The organism is Micromonospora craniellae (assembly GCF_014764405.1).
Classification (GTDB): Bacteria; Actinomycetota; Actinomycetes; order Mycobacteriales; family Micromonosporaceae; genus Micromonospora; species Micromonospora craniellae.
Window position 1 is genome coordinate 4,843,747 of sequence record NZ_CP061725.1, and the last position, 18,809, is coordinate 4,862,555.

Below are 18,809 nucleotides of genomic sequence, written 5' to 3' on the forward strand. Positions count from 1 at the left end.
ACACTAGTGGCCATGCCCGGCCTCCTTCCAGCAGGCGAACCCGTACCCACCGACGGATCGCTGCCCGCGTCCGCCCGCGCCCGCGTCGGGCACCGGGGCTTCGGGGTGTACGTGCACGTGCCCTTCTGCGCCAGCCGCTGCGGCTACTGCGACTTCAACACGTACACCGCCGAGGAACTGGGCGGCGCGAGCCGGGAGGGGTACGCCGACACGGTGCTCGCCGAGCTGGCCCTCGCCGCGCGGGTGCTGGGCGAGACGCCGCCGGGCCGGGTGGAGACCGTCTTCGTCGGCGGCGGCACCCCCACCCTGCTGCCCGCCGACGATCTGGCCCGCATCCTCGACGCGATCGACCGCACCTGGGGGCTGGACGCCGACGCCGAGGTGACCACCGAGGCCAACCCGGAGTCGGTCGACCCGGTCTCGCTCAAGGAACTGCGGGCGGCCGGCTACACCCGGATCTCGCTCGGCATGCAGTCGGCCACGCCCGGGGTGCTCGCCGTGCTCGACCGCAAGCACCGGGCCGGTCGCGCACCGGCCGCCGCACTGGAGGCGCGCGACGCCGGGTTCGCGCACGTCAACCTGGACCTGATCTACGGGACGCCGGGGGAGCGGGCGGAGGACTTCGCCGAGTCGCTGGCCCAGGTGGTGGCGGCGGGCGTCGACCACGTCAGCGCGTACGCCCTGATCGTCGAGGCCGGCACCCGGTTGGCCGCGCGGATGCGTCGCGGCGAGCTGCCGTACCCGGACGACGACGTCGCCGCGGAGCGTTACCTGGCCGCCGAGGCTGCCCTCGACGCCGCCGGTTTCTCCTGGTACGAGGTGTCCAACTGGGCGCGGACGCCGGCCGCCCGGTGCCGGCACAACCTGCTCTACTGGACCGGCGGCGACTGGTGGGGCCTCGGCCCCGGCGCGCACAGTCACATCGGTGGTGTGCGCTGGTGGAACGTCAAGCACCCCCGCGAGTACGCCGGCCGGCTGGCCGCCGGTGAGTCTCCCGGGCTGGCCCGGGAGGTGCTCACCGGCGGCGAGGCACACATGGAGGACGTCATGCTGCGGCTACGGCTCGCGTCCGGGCTGCCGCTGGACGTCCTCGACGACGCCGGTCGCGCGGCCGCCGCGCGGGCGGTGGGGCAGGGCCTGCTCGCCGCGTCCGCCCACGCGGCCGGCCACGCCGTCCTGACGGTGCGTGGCCGGCTGCTTGCCGACGCCGTGGTGCGGGACCTGCTGCCCTGACCGGCGTCCCCGAGGTCAGCGCTTCACGAAGGAGTAGGTCATCGGGTAGCGGTAGAGGGCGCCCTCGTTGGCCTTGACCCCGGCGATGATGCCGAAGATCACCGGCACGATCCAGACCAGGAACGGCACGAAGAACAGCAGCCCGCAGGTGATCGCGGTGAGCACCCAGCTGAGCAACCCGGCGATGGCCCAGGTGATCTGGAAGTTCAGGGCGGCCACCGCGTGGGCCCGGACCACCGGGCTCTGCTGCCCGCGCGTCATCATCGCGATCAGCGGCGCCACCCAGCCGAGCAGACCACCACCCACGAACACCCCGAGCGGGCCGCCGAAGTGGGCGATCAGGGTCCAGGTCTTGTCCTCGTTGTTGGCGTAGCCGCCACCCGGAGGGCCGTATCCGCCCGTCGGGTACCCGACACCGGGCTCCCCGCCAGGCGGGGGATAGCCGCCGGGGGGCGGGTAGCCACCGGGCGGGGGGTAGTCACCCGGAGTGCCGTAGCCGCCGGGCGGCGGGGGCTGGTCGCCGGCGGGAGGCGGATAGCCCCCGGGCGGGGGATAGCCGGGCTGGCCCGACGAGCCCGACAGTGGAGTCGTGGGTTCGTCGCCGGACCCTGGAGGACGAGGTGGTTCAGTCATACGAGTCACGGTAGGGGCCAGCGGCAACGGCGCACCATAGCGACACCGGCGAGTGTCAACCCGCCGATCGGCCCCCGTACACCCGGGAGGTCTTGATCATCGCGTCCACGGGAACCCCGACGTAGACTGGCACTCGCTACATTCGAGTGCCAGAGTGTTCCTCTGACACTCGGGCCGCTCCGGGCTGACCTGCGACAGGAGGTGGGAAGGATGGGTCTCGACGACCGGAAACTCGCCGTACTCCGGGCGATCGTCGAGGACTACGTCGCCACCCAGGAGCCGGTCGGCAGCAAGTCACTCGTCGAACGGCACCAACTCGGCGTGTCCCCGGCCACCGTGCGCAACGACATGGCCGTGCTGGAGGAGGAGGGCTACATCCGCCAGCCGCACACCAGCGCCGGGCGGGTGCCCACCGATCGCGGCTACCGCCTCTTCGTCGACCGGCTCAGTCGGATCAAGCCGCTCAGCCCGGCCGAACGCCGGGCGATCGAGCGGTTCCTGGTCGGCGCGGTGGACCTCGACGACGTGGTGTACCGCACCGTACGCCTGCTCGCGCAACTGACCCGCCAGGTCGCCGTGGTGCAGTATCCGAGCCTGGCCCGCTCCACGGTCCGGCACCTGGAACTCGTGCCGATCTCCACCACCCGGCTGACGCTGGTGATGATCGCCGACACCGGTCGGGTGGAACAGCGGCTGGTCGAACTGCCCGCGCCCGTCCCCGCCGACGACGTCCTCGACCTGCGCCGGCTGGTCAACGAGAAGCTGGTCGGTACCCGCCTGTCCGACACACCACCGCTGGTGCAGTCGCTCATCGACGAGTCCGCGCCGCACCTGCGCCCGGCCATGACCACCCTCTCCACCGTCCTGCTGGAGACCCTTGTCGAACGGCACGAGGAGCGGATCGCCCTGGCCGGCACCGCCAACCTGGCCCGTGGCGGCCTGCTCGACTTCCAGGGGTCGCTGCGCCCCATCCTCGAAGCGCTCGAGGAGGAGGTGGTCCTGCTCAAACTCATCGGCGAGGCCGAACCGAGCACGCTACGGGTACGCATCGGCGACGAGAACCAGATCGACAACCTACGGGCGGCATCCGTGGTCAGCACCGGTTACGGCCCGGGCGCGACCATCGTCGGGGGGATGGGCGTGCTGGGACCGACCCGGATGGACTACCCCGGAACAATCGCCACGGTGAGGGCCGTGGCACGCTACGTGGGCGAGCTGCTGGCCCAGAACTGACCAGTCAGGGCCGACGGCAGGCTGCCGCCACCGACCGGCGTAACGCGAGACGAACACGAGGACACGGAACCCAGTGGCCAGGGACTACTACGGCATTCTCGGCGTGAGCCGAGGGGCCTCCGACGACGAGATCAAGCGCGCCTACCGCAAGCTGGCGCGCCAGTTCCACCCGGACGTGAATCCGGACCCGGAGGCCCAGGAGAAGTTCAAGGACATCAACGCCGCGTACGAGGTGTTGTCCGACGACCGGAAACGGCAGATCGTCGACCTCGGTGGCGATCCGCTCGCACCGGGCGGCGGCGGTGCCGGTGGGCCGGGCGGCCCCGGCGGCGCCGGACCCTTCGTCGGCTTCCAGGACATCATGGACGCCTTCTTCGGCGGGGCCACCGGCGCCGGGCGTGGCCCGCGCCCGCGTACCCGGCCCGGGGCCGACGCGATCCTGCGGCTGGAACTGGACCTGCACGAGACCGCCTTCGGGGTCGAGGCCCCGATCACGGTCGACACCGCGGTGCTCTGCACCACCTGCACCGGGGCCGGCACGGCCGCCGGCACCCACCTGGCCACCTGCGAGGCGTGCGGCGGCCGGGGCGAGGTGCAGTCGGTGCAGCGCACCTTCCTCGGCCAGGTGGTCTCCGCCCGGCCGTGCACGGTCTGCCAGGGTTACGGCACCACCGTCCCGCACCCCTGCCCCACCTGCGCCGGTGACGGCCGGGTCCGGACCCGCCGCTCGCTGACCGTGAAGATCCCGGCCGGCGTGGAGGACGGGATGCGGATCCGTCTCGCGCAGCAGGGCGAGGTCGGCCCGGGCGGCGGCACCGCCGGTGACCTCTACGTGGAGATCCACGAGCGGCCGCACGACGTCTTCTCCCGCAAGGGCGACGACCTGCACTGCCGGGTGACGGTGCCGATGACCGCCGCCGCGCTCGGCACCCGGCTGACCATCAAGGCGCTGGACAGCGAGGAGCCGGTCGACGTCAAGCCGGGCACCCAACCGGGCAGCACGCTGCGGCTACGGGCCCGGGGCGTGCCGCACCTGCGTGGCACCGGCCGGGGCGACCTCTACGTCCACCTCGACGTCCGTACCCCGACGAAGCTCGACGCCGAGCAGGAGCGGATGCTGCGCGAGTTCGCCAAGACCCGGGGCGAGGAGGTCGCCGAGCTCAGCAAGCAGGGCGGCTTCTTCTCCCGGATGCGCGATGCCTTCAACGGCCACGCCTGAGGTGTCCGCGCCGCTCTTCCTGGTCGAGTCGCTGCCCACCGCCGACTCGACGGTGCTCGACGGGCCGGAGGGCCACCACGCCGCCACCGTGCAGCGGCTCCGGGTCGGCGAGGAACTGTTGCTCGCCGACGGTCGGGGCGGCACGGCCCAGGCCGTGGTCACCGCGGTCGGTCGGGGCACCCTCGACCTGGACATCACCGCCCGCGGGTACGTCGACGCGGCGAACCCGCGGCTGGTGGTGGTGCAGGGCATCGCCAAGGGCGACCGGGGCGAACTGGCCGTGCAGGCGATGACCGAGGCGGGCGTGGACGAGATCGTCCCCTGGGCGGCGGCCCGCTCGGTGGTGCAGTGGCGCGGTGACCGGGGCGAACGGGCCCGGGGCAAGTGGGTGGCGACCGCCCGGGAGGCGGCGAAGCAGGCCCGCCGGGCATGGCTGCCGGTGGTGGCGGGCGCCCCGGACGAGTCCGGCCCGGCGGTGGCCCGCCGGATCGCCGGTGCCGCCGCCGGCTTCGTGCTGCACGAGGAGGCGAGCGACCGGCTGACCACCGTCGGGTTGCCCGACCGTGGCGAGATCGTGCTCCTGGTCGGCCCCGAAGGCGGCATCAGTCCGGCCGAGCTGACGGCCTTCCAGGAGGCCGGCGCGCAGCCGGTCCGGCTCGGGCCGTCGGTGCTGCGTACCTCCACGGCCGGGGTGGCCGCCCTGGCCGTGCTCGCCACCCGCCTGCTGCGCTGGTGACCGCCACGGGTCATGTCGGTCGCCACGAAAGCGGGCGCGACCGTGGCCACCGCGATGCCGTACGGCGCCAGGGACACCGCCAGTGACTGGGCCGTCGCGTTGAGTCCGGCCTTGCTGGCGCCGTACGCCGGGTTGGCGGGCTCGCCCCGGAACGCGCCGCGCGACGAGACGTTGACGATGCGCCCGCCGCCCGCGCGCATGTGCTGGGCGGCGCACCAGGCGGCGTTGGCCGCACCGAGCAGGTTGGTGTCCAGGATCTCGCGCCACCGTCGCTGCCACTGCTCGTAGCTGCTCTCGAAGACCGGGTGCGGTGGGTCGGCCGGGCCGACCCCCCCCGGCGTTGTTGACGAGTACGTCGAGCCCGCCGAGCCGTCGTGCGGCCTTGTCCACCATCGCCCGTACCGCGTCGGGGTCGGCCAGGTCGGCGCGGACCACCAGGTGGCCGTCGCCGCCCTGCCATGCGCGCCATCCTCCCGCACCCGGCCCGGATGTGAGGAAGGGACCCTTCCTATGCACGAGGCGTTAGTAGGGGGCCCTTCCTTACACTGCCCCGGTGAGTACTGCTGACTGCCTGTTCTGCCGGATCGTCGCCGGGGAGATCCCGGCCACCGTGGTCCGTGAGACCCCCACCACGCTCGCCTTCCGCGACATCGACCCGAAGGCGCCGGTGCACGTCCTGGTCATCCCCAAGGAGCACTACGCCGACGTGGCCACCCTCGCCGGCGGCGACCCGGCGCTGGCCGGTGAGGTGCTGGGCACGGCCGCCGCGGTGGCCGAGGACGAGGGCCTGCTCGGGGACGGCTTCCGGCTGATGTTCAACACCGGGGCGTACGGCGGCCAGGAGGTCTTCCACGTGCACGCGCACCTGCTGGGCGGTGCGCCGCTCGGGCCGATGCTGGCCCGGAGCGTGGCGTGACCACAGCCGCCACCGGTCGGCTCGACCGGATGGTGCGGCAGGTCCAGGCGCGGGGACGGGTGCCGGCCGTGGCGGCGGCGGTGCACCGTGCCGACCGCCCGCTGTGGACGGGCGTGGTCGGCGGCACCGGCAACGACACCGCGCTGGACGCGGACACCCGGTTCCGGATCGGCTCGGTGACCAAGACGTTCACCGCCGTGCTGACCCTGCAGTGCCGCGACGACGGCCTGCTCGACCTCGACGATCCGCTGGACCGGCATCTGGACCTGCCGGCACACGGCGAGTTGACCGTGCGGCGGTTGCTGTCGCACACCGCCGGCCTGCAACGGGAGCCGTACGGCGACGTCTGGGACACGTTACGGGCACCGGACGCCGACCGGCTGGTCGCCGAGTTGGCCCGAGCGGAGCGGGTGCTGCCTTCGGGCCGCCGCTACCACTACTCGAACCTGGGGATGGCGCTGCTCGGCCGGCTCGTCGGGCAGGTGCGGGGCGGGACCTGGGTCGAGGTGCTGGCCGACCGGGTGCTCGCCCCGCTCGGGCTGACCGCGACCACGGTCGACCCGGGTCCCCGCGCGGCGACCGGCTTCCTGGTGGACGCGTACTCCGACGAGGCGCGCCCGGAGCCGCCGACCGACTTCGGCGCGGTCGGCCCCGCCGCGCAGTTGTGGAGCACCGCCGGTGACATGGCCCGCTGGGCCGCCTTCCTGGCCGACCCGGCGGCGCTGGACCCGACCGGCGCGGTGCTCGCCCCGGCCACCCTGGAGGAGATGCGCTGGCCGGTGACGGTCACCGACGAGACATCGTGGTCGGCCGGCTTCGGCCTCGGCCTGATCCTGGTGCCGCAGGGGCAGCGGGTGGTGCACGTCGGGCACGACGGCGCGATGCCCGGGTTCCTGGCCGGGGTGTACGGCCGGCGGGGCGGTGAGGGCACTCCCGCCGCGTTCGGCGCCGCCGTGCTCGGTTCCTCCGGTACCGCCGTGGAACTGCTGGATCTGCCGCACCGGCTGCTCGCCGCTTCGGTCGAGCACGACCCGGCCGACATCACGCCCTGGCGGCCGGGCGAACCGGCCCCGGAACATCTGCGCGGCCTGCTCGGCCGCTGGTGGGGCGAGGGTTTCGAGTACGTCTTCGGCTGGCACGACGGCACCCTGCAGGCCCGGGCCGCCGGTGACCCGTCGGAGAAGCCCCCGGCGGTCTTCGCGCCGGTGCCGGAGCGGCCGGACGTGTTCCGGACGGTCTCCGGGCGGGAGGTCGGCGAACTGCTCCGGCTGACCCGGGACGCCACCGGGGAGGTGGTCCGGATGCACTGGGCGACCTACCGGTTCACCCGGCGGCAGGAGACCTTCGACAGGTACGACTTCCGGACCGGCGACTGAGGAGTTTTGTCTACTTGTGCGCCAGTCGTCGTTTGGCGTGACGACCGCCCGCCCACCCCGGCGTGAGCAGGCGCGCCAGCGGGTCGCGGCCGATCCTTCCCGAGGTAAATGGGCGGCGTGTCCACGCCGTCCAACCGATACGATGGGGGCAACGTCCGCACGCCGTGGCAGCAGGCCCGGCACCGAGATCGAGAGCAGGTGGCGCAGGGCCCCTCGGCCCGACCTATGACCGGCACCCCACCTCCCGGCCCGCCCCGGGTGCAGACCAGGATCACGGTCCCCGACTCGAAGATCATGGTCAACCTGCTCGGCGCGGGTGACGAGATCCTGCGACTGGTCGAGCGCTCCGTGAACAGTGACGTGCACGTACGCGGCAACGAGATCACGATCACCGGTGCCCCCGCCGACAACGCCCTCGCCGAGCGGATCTTCAGCGAACTCCTCGAACTGATCGAGAAAGGCGAGACCCTGACCACAGACGCCGTCCGGCGTACCGTCGGCATGCTCGAACAGGGCGGCGCGGAGCGGCCCGCAGAGGTCCTGACGCTCAACATCCTGTCCCGGCGCGGGCGCACCATCCGCCCCAAGACGCTCGGGCAGAAGCGCTACGTCGACGCGATCGACACGCACACCATCGTCTTCGGCATCGGCCCGGCCGGCACCGGCAAGACCTATCTCGCCATGGCGAAGGCGGTCCAGGCGTTGCAGGCCAAGCAGGTCAACCGGATCATCCTGACCCGGCCGGCGGTCGAGGCGGGGGAGCGGCTGGGCTTCCTGCCCGGCACGCTCAACGAGAAGATCGACCCCTACCTGCGCCCGCTCTACGACGCGCTGCACGACATGCTGGACCCGGAGACCATCCCGAAGCTGATGGCGGCGGGCACCATCGAGGTCGCCCCGCTGGCGTACATGCGGGGTAGGGCGCAGCCGTACGACGCGCGGGTCCTGACGCCGGAGGGCTTCAAGCCGTTCGGATCGCTCCAGGTCGGCGACCTGGTCATCGGGTCGAACGGAACGCCCACGCCGGTGATCGGCATATATCCGCAGGGGCCCAAGAAGGTCTACCGGGTCACCACCCAGGACGGGGCGTCCACCCTGTGCTGCGGCGAACACCTCTGGACCGTCGCCACGGCGGAGGACAAGCGACGCGGCCGTCGGCGCACGCTCGAGACCCGGGAGATGATCGGGCAGGAGTGGCGGGGGCACACCCGCCGCTACGAACTCCCGGTCGTCGCGCCCGTGTACCTGGAGCCGCAGGACGTTCCGCTAGATCCGTACGTGCTCGGTCTGCTGCTCGGGGACGGCGCCATCTCGTCCCGAACGACGCCGGGCTTCTGCACCGCGGACCCGGAACTCGCCCACGCGATCGAGGACGCGCTCACCGACATCGAACTCGTCCGCAAGAGTGACTACGTGCTCCGGCACGTGCACGGGCACCGCGGCGGGGTGATCGTGGCCAATCCGGTGACCGTCGCGCTCCGGGAGTTGGGTCTGACCGGAGCCAGGTCGGGGGCCACGTTCGTGCCCGACGTCTACAAGCACAACAGCGTCGACGTCCGACTGGCCGTCCTGCAGGGGCTGCTGGACATGGACGGGGGGCCGTCCACGCAGGCGGGACGCACCTGCCGCGTGCAGTACTCGACGACCTCTTCCCGACTGCGGGACGATGTCGTCTACCTCGTCCAGTCGTTGGGCGGTGTCGCGACGTGGGGCGTCCGAGCGGCGGAGGGCCGGAAACCCGGTCTGGCGAACGGCCGTCCGGACGCCCATCGGGCCGACGCCTACGTGGTGGAGATCCGTCTACCCGAGGGTGTCCCGCCCTTCCAGCTGGCCCGCAAGCGTCAGCGGTACGAGGAGCGCGGTGGCGGCCGTCCGATGCGTTTCATCGACTCGATCATCCCGGCCGGGGTGCAGGAGACGATGTGCATCCAGGTGGCGGCGGAGGACTCGTTGTACGTCACCGACGAGTTCCTGGTCACGCACAACACGCTCAACGACGCGTTCATCATCCTCGACGAGGCGCAGAACACCACGCCCGAGCAGATGAAGATGTTCCTCACCCGGCTCGGGTTCGGCTCCAAGATCGTGGTCACCGGTGACGTCACCCAGGTGGACCTGCCCGGTGGGACGACCAGTGGGCTGCGCGTGGTCCGGGAGATCCTGGAAGGCGTGGAGGATGTGCACTTCGCGCAGCTCTCCAGCGCCGACGTGGTGCGGCACCGACTGGTCGGTCAGATCGTCGACGCGTACGCCCGGTGGGACGCAGAGCGGGAGAATCAGCAGGCCCAGGGCGTGCACGCGGTGGCCGGGCGCACTGCCCAGGGCAACCGCGCCGGCCGGCGCCGCTAGACCGAGGGAAGACAGTTGTCCATCGAGATCGCCAACGAGTCCGGTGTCGAGGTCGACACCGACGCCGTGCTCGCCGTCGCCCGGCACGCGCTCGACGAGATGGGGGTCAACCCCCTCGCCGAACTCTCCGTGCTGCTGGTCGACATCGACTACATGACCGAGCTGAACCATCGCTGGATGGGCGGCGACGGTCCCACCGACGTGCTCGCGTTCCCCATGGACGAGGGCAGCGTCGACCACGGGCCGGGGGAGAACTCCGCCGCCGGTGGCGAGCCGGCCCTGCTCGGTGACATCGTGCTCTGCCCGGAGGTGGCGGCGAAGCAGGCCGCGACCGCCGGGCACAGCCCCGCCGACGAGTTGCACCTGCTCACCGTGCACGGCGTGCTGCACCTGCTCGGCTACGACCACGCGGAGCCGGAGGAGGAGCGGGAGATGTTCGGGCTCCAGGCCCGGCTGCTGTCCAGTTGGCGGTCGACCCGCTCCCGGTGATGGACACTGTGCTGGCCGCTCCCGCCACCGGCCTACCCGACCTGCAACTGCTCGTCTTCGCGGCCGGGCTGGTGGTGCTCGCCGGCCTGATCGCGATGACCGAGGCCGCCCTGGCCGCGGTCTCCCCGGCCCGCGCCGCCGAACTGGCCCGCGACGGTGCCCGGGGCGCCCGTACCCTCCAGACGGTCGCCGGTGACGTGGTCCGTCACCTCAACCTCCTGCTGCTGCTCCGGTTGCTCGCCGAGCTGACCGCCACCACGCTGGTGGCGCTGGTAGCGGTGGACACCTTCGGGGCGGGCTGGCGGGCGGCACTGGTCACCGCCGGGGCGATGACCGTGGTGAGCTTCGTGGTGGTCGGCGTCGGCCCGCGTACCCTCGGCCGGCAGCACGCGTACGCGGTGGGCCGCTCGGCCGCGCCGCTGGTGCGCTGGCTGGGCCGGGTGCTCAACCCGCTGGCGTCGCTGCTGATCCTGATCGGCAACGCGGTCACGCCGGGGCGCGGCTTCCGGGAGGGGCCGTTCGCCACCCAGGTCGAGTTGCGTGAACTGCTCGACCTCGCCGAGCAGCGGGGCGTGGTGGAGCACGGCGAACGGCAGATGATCCATTCGGTCTTCGCCCTCGGCGACACGATTGCCCGTGAGGTGATGGTGCCGCGTACCGAGATGGTGTGGATCGAGTCGGGCAAGAACCTCTCCCAGGCGCTCGCGCTGTTCCTGCGCTCCGGTTTCTCCCGGATCCCGGTGATCGGCGAGAGCGTCGACGACGTGCTCGGCATCCTCTACCTCAAGGACCTGATCCGGCGTACCCAGGGCGGGGCCGCCGAGGACCGGCAGCTTCCGGTGGCCGAGCTGATGCGCCCGGCGACCTTCGTGCCGGAGTCCAAGCCCGTCGACGACCTGCTCTCGGAGATGCAGGCCGCCCGCAACCACCTGGTCATCGTGGTCGACGAGTACGGCGGCACCGGTGGTCTGGTCACCATCGAGGACATCCTCGAAGAGATCGTCGGGGAGATCACCGACGAGTACGACGTCGAGCGCCCGCCGATCGAGCAGTTGCCGGACGGCGCGGTGCGGGTCACCGCCCGGCTGCCGGTGGAGGCGCTCGGCGAGCTGTTCGACACCGAGCTGCCGCATGACGAGGTCGAGACGGTGGGTGGCCTGCTCGCCCAGTCCCTCGGCCGGGTGCCGATCCCGGGCGCCGAGGCGGAGGTGTCCGGCCTCCGGCTGATCGCCGAGGGCACCACCGGCCGCCGCAACCGGATCGACACGGTGCTGGTGTACCGGGTCGAGCCGTCCGACACACAGGAGAACCCGGGTGGCGAGGCGACGGCCTCCCGGGGCGACACCGACCGATCCGAGGAGAGGCTGCCCGCCGATGCCTGAGTCACCCGCCGTACCGACCGCCCTGCCCGCCGACGCCGAGTTGAGCGCCGAGGACGGCAAGCTGGTCATCCTCGCCCGGGGTGCCCGGGGGCGGGTGGGTGCCGTGGAGGGAGCGGCCGTACGGGACCAGGACGGTCGCACGTACGCGGCGGCAAGCGTGTCGCTGCCCTCGCTGACGATCACCGCGCTCCAGTTGGCGGTCGCTTCGGCGGCTGCGGCGGGCGCCACCCGGCTGGAGGCCGCTGTGGTGGTGACCGAGGCGTCCACCCTGGACGGCGCCGGCTACGCGGCCGTACGCGACCTGGCCACCGAAGCCCCGGTCCACCTCGCCGCCCCCGACGGCACGGTCCTCGGCACGGTCACCGCATGAGCGAGCGGAGTGCCGGCCCGGGTGAGCGGAGTGCTGGCCCGGGTGAGCGGGCCTACCGGGCCGGGTTCGCCTGTTTCGTGGGGCGGCCGAACGCGGGCAAGTCCACGCTGACCAACGCGATCGTCGGCCAGAAGATCGCCATCACCTCGAACAAGCCGCAGACCACCCGGCACGTCATCCGCGCGGTGCTGCACCGGACGGACTCGCAGTTGGTGCTGGTCGACACGCCGGGCCTGCACCGGCCGCGGACGTTGCTGGGAGAGCGGCTCAACGACCTGGTGCGGCAGACCTGGAGCGAGGTCGACGTGATCGGCCTGTGTATCCCGGCGGACGAGCCGGTCGGTCGTGGTGACCGGTTCATCACCGGGGAGCTGGCCGAGTTGAAGGCGACCGTGCTGGCGGTGGTCACCAAGACCGACCTGGTCGACAAGAAGCGGCTGGCCGAGCAGTTGCTGGCCGTCAGTGAGCTGGGCGAGTTCGCGGAGGTGGTGCCGGTCAGCGCGGTCTCCGGGCACCAGGTGGACACCCTGGTCGAGGTGATGACGGGTTATCTCCCCGAGTCCCCGCAGCTCTATCCGGACGACATGCTCACCGACGACCCGGAGCAGGTGCTGGTCGCCGAGCTGATCCGGGAGGCGGCGCTGGAGGGCGTACGCGACGAACTGCCGCACTCCATCGCCGTGGTGGTGGAGGAAATGATCCCCGAGGGCCGTCTGATGAAGATCTACGCCGATGTGTACGTCGAGCGGTCGAGCCAGAAGGCGATCGTGATCGGGCACCGGGGCGCTCGGCTCAAGGCGGTGGGCACCGCCGCCCGGCGGCAGATCGAGGAGCTGTTGGGTACCAAGATCTATCTCGACCTGCATGTCCGGGTGGCCAAGGACTGGCAGCGCGATCCGAAGCAGTTGCGCAAGCTCGGGTTCTGACCTGTCCCGATCAGGGCGGGGCGAAATGGACGACGGGCACCGGAGAGGCTGATCGGTACCGGTCAGGCATATGGGAAGTTTCACTATCCCGGTGGGTCGTTGGTCGTTTCCGTGACGCGCCCCGGAGGGTAGGGAGGGTATGCCTCCGCCCCCGGACATAGATGAAGGCTGATGCGAAACCGTTACCTTGACCTGTTGCGTGCACTGGCCATCGTGCGGGTCGTCGTCTACCACGTCACCGGCTGGGCCTCGCTGACCGTGCTGTTCCCGGCGATGTCGGTGATGTTCGCGATGGCCGGATCGCTGATGGCCGCCACGTTGTACCGGGTCGGGCCGTCGGCGGTGGGGCGACGGCTACGGCGGCTGCTGCCGTCGCTCTGGGTGGTCGCGGCGATCTTCGTGCCGGCGATGCTGTTCACCGGGCTGCCGTTGACCCCGAAGGTGCTGCTCTGGCTGTTCCCGGTCGCCGACCCGCCGGCGAACTACTGGGGCGCGCTCGCGCTGAGCCCGATCTGGTACCTGCGCGACTACCTCTGGTTCGTGCTCGCCTCGCCGATCGCCATCTGGCTGTTCCGGCGGTTCCCGCTGCCCACCCTGCTCGCCCCCTACTGCCTGCTGATCTCCATCGAGCTCGGCATCTACGAGAACCCGCACGGCGTGCTGCGCGAGTTCGGCCTCTACTTCGGGGCCTGGCTGCTGGGCTTCGCCCACCAGGCGGGCATGCTGCGCCGGATGGCGAACCGGGTGCTGGTGCCGGTCGTCCTGCTGCTCGCGGCGACCGGCGGCGCCTGGATCCTGGCCAACCCCGGGCCGCGCGGTTACGACCTGAACGACATCCCACTCGGCAACGCCCTCTGGTCGGCCGCGTTCATCCTGGTGGCGCTCGGTCGGGCCCCGTCGGGCGCGGCCTGGGTGGACCGCAACGAGCTGGTCGGTCGCGCGGTCACCGTGCTGAACCGCCGGGCGTTGACGGTGTACCTGTGGCACATGGCCTTCGTGGTCGCGCTCACGCCGCTGGTGGACGTGGTGGGCTGGTCGCACCAGAACCTGTTGGGTCAGGCCATCCGGGTGGCGTTGGTCTTCGTCCTTGTGGGCGTGGTGACCGCTGCGTTCGGCTGGGTCGAGGACGTGGCGGCGCAGCGCCCGCCCGAGCTGATCCCCGGTGGGCGCCCCACGCCGCCCGCCGGGGGTCAGCGGGACGTGACGGCGAGGTCGCCGCTACCGGTCGCGACGTCGAGCACGACCGTGGCGGACGGGTCGTGCGGTACGCCCACGTCGGCCGTGCCGGAGCCGACCGTCGAGCGCACCTGGTAGGCGCCGTCCGGCACGGTCAGGTCGACGTTGCCGCTGGACGCGTGCGCGCGGACGGAGGCGGGTCGGTCCAGCTCGACGGTGACGTTGCCGGACCGGGCCTCCGCGTCCACCTCGCCTTCGAGCCGGTTCGCGGTGATGTCGCCCGATCCGCTGCGCAGCACGACCGGCTCCGTCACGTCGTACACCTCGATGTTGCCGGAGCCGGACTCCACCCGGACGCCTCCGGCGGCGCCGGCCACCCGGACGTCGCCGGCGCCGACCGTGACCTCCACCGGGCCGACCCGGCTCAGATCGACCTCGCCGGAGCCGGTCTCGCCTCGCACGCTGCCCCCCTCACCGGCGGTGACCTCGTAGGAGACGCTGCACCGGTTGCCACAGGAGGTGTCCAGCACCAGTTCCGTGCCGGTGATCTCGTACGTCGTCTGCGGCTGGTTGCCCTGGTAGCGCACCACGCGCTTGATGCGGACGCCGTCCACCCCACCGTCGGCCCGGACCGTCACGTCACCGGCACCGGGCAGGAGCCGGATCGCGGTGATCTGGACGGACTCGGCTCGCTGACCCCGAGCGGACCCTGAGATCCGACCCGGGTGCAGACCCGAACTCCGGCGGGGAGGGAGAATGACGCGATGCCCGGGTACCGCCGACAGCTCTACCGCGACGACGCGGTGGTGCTGCGTGTGCAGAAACTCGGCGAGTCGGACCGGATCATCACCCTGCTCACCCGGCGACACGGCCGGCTGCGCGCGGTCGCCCGGGGGGTACGCCGGACCACCTCGAAGTTCGGCGCCCGGCTGGAACCCTTCGGTCACGTCGACCTGCAACTCGCCGGTGACCCCAAGGGCGAGCTGGGCAGTTCGCTGCACAGCGTCAGCCAGGTCGAGGGGATCGACCTGTACGGCAAGCGGTTCCTCGGTGACTATCCCCGCTACACCGCGGCCAGCGCCATCGCCGAGACCGCCGAACGACTCACCCCGGTGGAGCGGGAGCCGTCGCTGCGGCTGTTCCAGCTCACCCTGGGCGCGTTGAAGGCACTGGCCGAGGGCGCTCACGCGACGACCCTGGTGCTCGACGCGTACCTGCTGCGCGGCATGGCGCTGGCCGGCTGGGCGCCGGCGCTCACCGCCTGCGCGGTCTGCGGCACCCCTGGGCGGCACCGGGCCTTCTCCGTGCCGGCCGGTGGCGCGGTCTGCCCGGACTGCCGCCCGCCCGGCGCGGCCCATCCCGCCCCGGCCACCATCGACCTGATGTCGGCCCTGACCACCGGTGACTGGCGGGTCGCCGATGCCACCGACACCGGCGTACGCCGGGAATGCAGTGGCCTGGTCGCGGCGCACCTGCAGTGGCACCTGGAGCGCGCGTTACGCTCGCTGCCGCTGGTCGACCGGGGCGGCCCGGTCACCGGCACGGTCCGGCCCGGTGGCGGGCGCGCCGGGGCGGCCCCGCCGCGCGACGCGGCCGGCGAGGGCTGACGCCCGACCAGGCGTCGATGGAGTCGAGCAGGGAGAGCTGAGTGATCCGATCCACCAGGGCCGTCCGGCGCGCGCCGGTGCCGCCGACGCCGCACCCGTCGGGCGCCCGACCTCCGGCGCTCCCGCCGGAGGCGGTGCCCCGGCACGTCGCCGTGGTGATGGACGGCAACGGTCGCTGGGCCAAGGAGCGCGGACTGCCCCGCACCAAGGGCCACGAGGCGGGGGAGTACTCCCTCTTCGACACCGTCGAGGGCGCCATCGAGATGGGCATCCCCTACCTGTCGGCGTACGCGTTCTCCACCGAGAACTGGCGGCGCTCGCCCGACGAGGTGCGTTTCCTGATGGGCTTCAACCGGGACGTCATCCGTCGCCGCCGCGACCAGCTCGTCGACCTCGGGGTGCGGGTGGTGTGGTCCGGTCGGGCCGGACGGCTGTGGAAGAGCGTCATCTCCGAGTTGCAGACTGCCGAGGAGATGTCCCGGGGCAACTCGACGCTGACTCTGCAGTTCTGCGTCAACTACGGCGGGCAGGCGGAGATCGCCGACGCCGCCGCCGCGATCGCCCGGGACGTGGCCGCCGGCCGGTTGGACCCGGGCAAGGTCAACGAGAAGACCGTCGAGCGGTACCTGTACCACCCGGAGGTGCCCGAGGTGGACCTGTTCCTGCGGCCCTCCGGCGAGCAGCGCACCTCGAACTTCATGCTCTGGCAGAGCGCGTACGCGGAGCTGGTCTTCCTGGACACGCTCTGGCCCGACTTCGACCGCCGCCACCTGTGGTACGCCTGCGAACTGTACGCCCAGCGGGACCGACGTTTCGGCGGCGCGCTGCCCAACCCGGTGGCCCCGACCGTGTGACGCTTAGCGGCCGACCGGACTGGGTATCAGTGTCGTCAGCAGCCACTGACGGAGGTGAACCCACATGATGCGCAAGCGCGTTGCCCAGTGGGCGGTGATGGCCGTTGCGGTTCCGTTGGCGGCCGCCGGTGCCCGCCGGCTCAGCCACTCGATGGAATCCCGGCGGGGCCCGTCCCGGGCCAGTCGCCTGCTCACGCAGGGAGCCGACATGATCCGCCCACAGAAGGCCCGGCGTCGCCGCTTCTTCTGACGTACACTGCGCCGCCCCCGCCTCTCGGAGGCGGGGGCGGCGACGTGTAAGGAAGGGCCCCCTACTAACGCCTGGTGTATAGCAGGGGACCCCTCCTAACACACAAGACGGCGGGGTGGGTCAGGCCGGGGTCTCGGCGCGGTCCGGGGTGGCCCACAGGGTGTGGAAGGAACCGTCGCGGTCGACACGGCGGTAGGTGTGCGCCCCGAAGTTGTCCCGCAGGCCCTGGATGAGCGCGGCCGGGAGGCGCTGCGCGCGCAGCGCGTCGAAGTAGGCCAGCGACGAGGCGAACGCGGGCGCCGGCACGCCGACCCGGGCCGACTCGGCCACCACCCGCCGCCAGCTCGGCACACCGTCGCGCACGGTGTCGGCGAACCATGGTGCCACCAGCAGGGTGGGCAGGTCCGGCTGCTCGTCGTAGGCCTGCTTGATCCGGTCCAGGAAGCGGGCGCGGATGATGCAGCCGCCACGCCAGATGGTCGCCGTGCCGCCCAGGTCGATGCCCCAGTCGTACTCGGCGCTGCCGGCGCGGATCTGGTCGAAGCCCTGTGCGTACGCCACGATCTTGGAGGCGAGCAGCGCCCGGCGTACGTCCTCGATGAACGCCTCGCGGTCGGCGACCTGCCACTTCTCCCCGGAGTCCGGGAACGCCCGCACGGCGGCCTCGCGCTGGTCGACGTGCCCGGACAGCGACCGGGCGAAGGTCGCCTCGGCGATGCCGGTGATCGGGATGCCCAGGTCGAGGGCGATCTGGACGGTCCACCGGCCGGTGCCCTTCTGCTCGGCCCGGTCCTGCACCACGTCCACGAACGCCTCGCCGGTGGCGGCGTCGGTGTGCGCCAGCACGTCGGCGGTGATCTCGATCAGGAAGGACTCCAGCTCACCGGAGTTCCACTCCCGGAAGATCTCCGCGAGTTCCGACGGGGTCGCGCCCAGTCCGGCCCGCAGCAGGTCGTACGCCTCGGCGATGAGCTGCATGTCGGCGTACTCGATGCCGTTGTGGACCATCTTGACGAAGTGCCCGGCACCGTCCGGTCCCACGTGCTGGCAGCAGGGCTCACCGTCGACCTGCGCGGCGATCTTCTCGAAGATCGGCCCGAGCTTGCGGTACGACTCGGCCGACCCGCCCGGCATGATGCTCGGCCCCCACAGGGCGCCCTCCTCGCCGCCGGAGACGCCGGTGCCGACGAAGTGCAGGCCCTTGGTCCGCAGCGCCTCCTCCCGGCGGCGGGTGTCGGCGAAGTGCGCGTTGCCGCAGTCGATGATGATGTCGCCCTCTTCGAGCAGCGGCACCAACTCGTCGATCACCGCGTCGGTGGGGCCGCCCGCCTTGACCATGATGATCACCGCGCGGGGGCGCTCCAGCGCGGCGACGAAGTCCGCCAGCGACTCCGTCGGGACGAAGGTGCCCTCGTCGCCGTGCTCGGCCACCAGCGACCGGGTCCGTTCCGGCGAGCGGTTGTGCAACGCCACGGTGAACCCGTTGCGAGCCAGGTTCCGGGCCAGGTTGCGGCCCATCACCGCCAGCCCGGTCACACCGATCTGTGCCGTAGCCCGATCCGCCATCCTCGTCGCCACCTTCCGCCGTCTACCTGTAGTGCTGCGACGGTATCGCGGTCGGACCCGGGACCGCGCCGTCCCCCCACCGCTGGTCATCAGGTGGTCGCGTAGCGCATGCCGCCGAGGTCGACGGGCCGTCGGTGAATCGGGGTGCGGAGCGCCCGCCGGCCGGTCTCGACGCACTGGCCGACCGGGCTGCGCCGCCGATCGGCTCTCCTGCGCAGGCCGGCGGGGTTGCCGCACCGTTGGGGCTCACCGCCCCGGCGGCGCTGGCCCCGCTGCGTGATCCGGTCGAACCGTCCACGCCGGATCGCCCGGACGACCGTGAGTCGCCGCGAGCACAGGTCGCGCGGACGACCGGCCCGGCGGTCTCCGGCCGGGGCAAGGGGTACAGCGCCGGCCGTTCGCAGCGTGCCGGGGCGACCCGGCAGTACGCCTTCCGGCGCAGCTGACCGTCCGGTACGCCGTGAGAAGTGGGCGGGTCTGTTCGTTCCCGCGAC

General features: G+C 72.2%; 17 protein-coding genes and 5 pseudogenes. 18 read left to right on the forward strand and 4 right to left on the reverse strand.

The annotated features are described in order from the left end of the window. The first annotated feature begins 12 nt into the window (after positions 1-12). Entirely contained in the window at positions 13-1,233 is a 1,221-nt protein-coding gene (gene hemW, locus ID554_RS22045; RefSeq protein WP_117229544.1) for a radical SAM family heme chaperone HemW, read from the forward strand. A 15-nt stretch (positions 1,234-1,248) separates the two neighbouring features. On the opposite strand, the gene ID554_RS22050 is transcribed toward hemW, so the two are convergent. Then, positions 1,249-1,866, reverse strand: a complete 618-nt coding sequence (locus ID554_RS22050; RefSeq protein WP_117229507.1) for a DUF4870 domain-containing protein — start codon at positions 1,864-1,866, stop codon at positions 1,249-1,251. A 210-nt stretch (positions 1,867-2,076) separates the two neighbouring features. Here ID554_RS22050 and hrcA point away from each other — a divergent pair, with 210 nt between their 5' ends. The 3 genes from hrcA (at position 2,077) to ID554_RS22065 (ending at position 5,054) form a co-directional block, all read left to right on the forward strand. After that, the gene (hrcA, locus tag ID554_RS22055; protein WP_117229506.1) at positions 2,077-3,099 is read left to right on the forward strand and encodes a heat-inducible transcriptional repressor HrcA; all 1,023 of its coding nucleotides are present in this window, start codon (positions 2,077-2,079) and stop codon (positions 3,097-3,099) included. A 73-nt stretch (positions 3,100-3,172) separates the two neighbouring features. Continuing rightward, entirely contained in the window at positions 3,173-4,318 is a 1,146-nt protein-coding gene (gene dnaJ / locus ID554_RS22060; RefSeq protein WP_117229505.1) for a molecular chaperone DnaJ, read from the forward strand. Position 4,319: 1 nt separating this feature from the next. Beyond that, entirely contained in the window at positions 4,320-5,054 is a 735-nt protein-coding gene (locus ID554_RS22065) for a 16S rRNA (uracil(1498)-N(3))-methyltransferase (protein WP_117229504.1), read from the forward strand. Positions 5,055-5,065: 11 nt separating this feature from the next. Here ID554_RS22065 and ID554_RS33175 read toward each other — a convergent pair. Continuing rightward, positions 5,066-5,311 (reverse strand): annotated as a pseudogene (locus tag ID554_RS33175) (SDR family oxidoreductase); the annotation flags it as partial. 296 nt (positions 5,312-5,607) lie between these two features. Here ID554_RS33175 and ID554_RS22075 point away from each other — a divergent pair. The 10 genes and pseudogenes from ID554_RS22075 (at position 5,608) to ID554_RS22110 (ending at position 14,176) form a co-directional block, all read left to right on the forward strand. Next, positions 5,608-5,970, forward strand: a complete 363-nt coding sequence (locus ID554_RS22075) for a histidine triad nucleotide-binding protein (protein WP_117229503.1) — start codon at positions 5,608-5,610, stop codon at positions 5,968-5,970. 29 nt (positions 5,971-5,999) lie between these two features. Next, positions 6,000-7,346, forward strand: coding sequence for a serine hydrolase domain-containing protein (locus ID554_RS22080; RefSeq protein ID WP_117229543.1), 1,347 nt, complete (start codon positions 6,000-6,002; stop codon positions 7,344-7,346). Positions 7,347-7,571: 225 nt separating this feature from the next. Then, positions 7,572-8,318, forward strand: a pseudogene (locus ID554_RS31835) (PhoH family protein); the annotation flags it as partial. Positions 8,319-8,525: 207 nt separating this feature from the next. Continuing rightward, positions 8,526-9,044, forward strand: a pseudogene (locus tag ID554_RS31840) (LAGLIDADG family homing endonuclease); the annotation flags it as partial. Between the two features lie 288 nt (positions 9,045-9,332). Continuing rightward, positions 9,333-9,695, forward strand: a pseudogene (locus ID554_RS31845) (PhoH family protein); the annotation flags it as partial. 15 nt (positions 9,696-9,710) lie between these two features. Continuing rightward, positions 9,711-10,184: an rRNA maturation RNase YbeY gene (gene ybeY / locus ID554_RS22090; protein ID WP_117229501.1), complete on the forward strand. Its 474-nt coding sequence runs from the start codon at positions 9,711-9,713 to the stop codon at positions 10,182-10,184. Beyond that, the gene (locus tag ID554_RS22095; RefSeq protein ID WP_191088601.1) at positions 10,160-11,566 is read left to right on the forward strand and encodes a hemolysin family protein; all 1,407 of its coding nucleotides are present in this window, start codon (positions 10,160-10,162) and stop codon (positions 11,564-11,566) included. Before ybeY ends, ID554_RS22095 begins: the two co-directional genes overlap by 25 nt. Next, complete coding sequence (locus ID554_RS22100; RefSeq protein WP_117229500.1) at positions 11,559-11,936, forward strand: cytidine deaminase; 378 nt, start codon at positions 11,559-11,561, stop codon at positions 11,934-11,936. The genes ID554_RS22095 and ID554_RS22100 overlap by 8 nt, the downstream gene beginning before the upstream one ends. Then, positions 11,933-12,862 carry a GTPase Era gene (gene era, locus ID554_RS22105; protein ID WP_117229499.1) on the forward strand — a complete coding sequence of 310 codons (930 nt, stop codon included), beginning with the start codon at positions 11,933-11,935 and terminating at the stop codon, positions 12,860-12,862. Before ID554_RS22100 ends, era begins: the two co-directional genes overlap by 4 nt. A gap of 171 nt (positions 12,863-13,033) precedes the next feature. After that, entirely contained in the window at positions 13,034-14,176 is a 1,143-nt protein-coding gene (locus ID554_RS22110; RefSeq protein WP_117229498.1) for an acyltransferase family protein, read from the forward strand. On the opposite strand, the pseudogene ID554_RS31850 reads toward ID554_RS22110, so the two are convergent. Continuing rightward, positions 14,125-14,907 (reverse strand): annotated as a pseudogene (locus ID554_RS31850) (DUF4097 family beta strand repeat-containing protein); the annotation flags it as partial. The gene ID554_RS22110 and the pseudogene ID554_RS31850 overlap by 52 nt on opposite strands. Here ID554_RS31850 and recO point away from each other — a divergent pair. From recO to ID554_RS22125, 3 genes are all read left to right on the forward strand, one after another. Beyond that, positions 14,803-15,645: a DNA repair protein RecO gene (recO, locus tag ID554_RS22115; RefSeq protein WP_117229496.1), complete on the forward strand. Its 843-nt coding sequence runs from the start codon at positions 14,803-14,805 to the stop codon at positions 15,643-15,645. The pseudogene ID554_RS31850 and the gene recO overlap by 105 nt on opposite strands. 77 nt (positions 15,646-15,722) lie before the next feature. Continuing rightward, complete coding sequence (locus tag ID554_RS22120; RefSeq protein WP_191088916.1) at positions 15,723-16,499, forward strand: isoprenyl transferase; 777 nt, start codon at positions 15,723-15,725, stop codon at positions 16,497-16,499. Positions 16,500-16,563: 64 nt separating this feature from the next. Continuing rightward, on the forward strand, positions 16,564-16,749 hold the full coding sequence (locus ID554_RS22125) for a hypothetical protein (RefSeq protein WP_117229494.1): 186 nt from the start codon (positions 16,564-16,566) through the stop codon (positions 16,747-16,749). Positions 16,750-16,869: 120 nt separating this feature from the next. Here ID554_RS22125 and gndA read toward each other — a convergent pair whose 3' ends face one another. After that, entirely contained in the window at positions 16,870-18,315 is a 1,446-nt protein-coding gene (gene gndA, locus ID554_RS22130) for an NADP-dependent phosphogluconate dehydrogenase (RefSeq protein WP_117229493.1), read from the reverse strand. A 134-nt stretch (positions 18,316-18,449) separates the two neighbouring features. On the opposite strand from gndA, the gene ID554_RS22135 reads away from it, so the two are divergent. Next, positions 18,450-18,761, forward strand: a complete 312-nt coding sequence (locus ID554_RS22135) for a hypothetical protein (protein WP_117229492.1) — start codon at positions 18,450-18,452, stop codon at positions 18,759-18,761. The last annotated feature ends 48 nt before the right edge of the window (positions 18,762-18,809 follow it).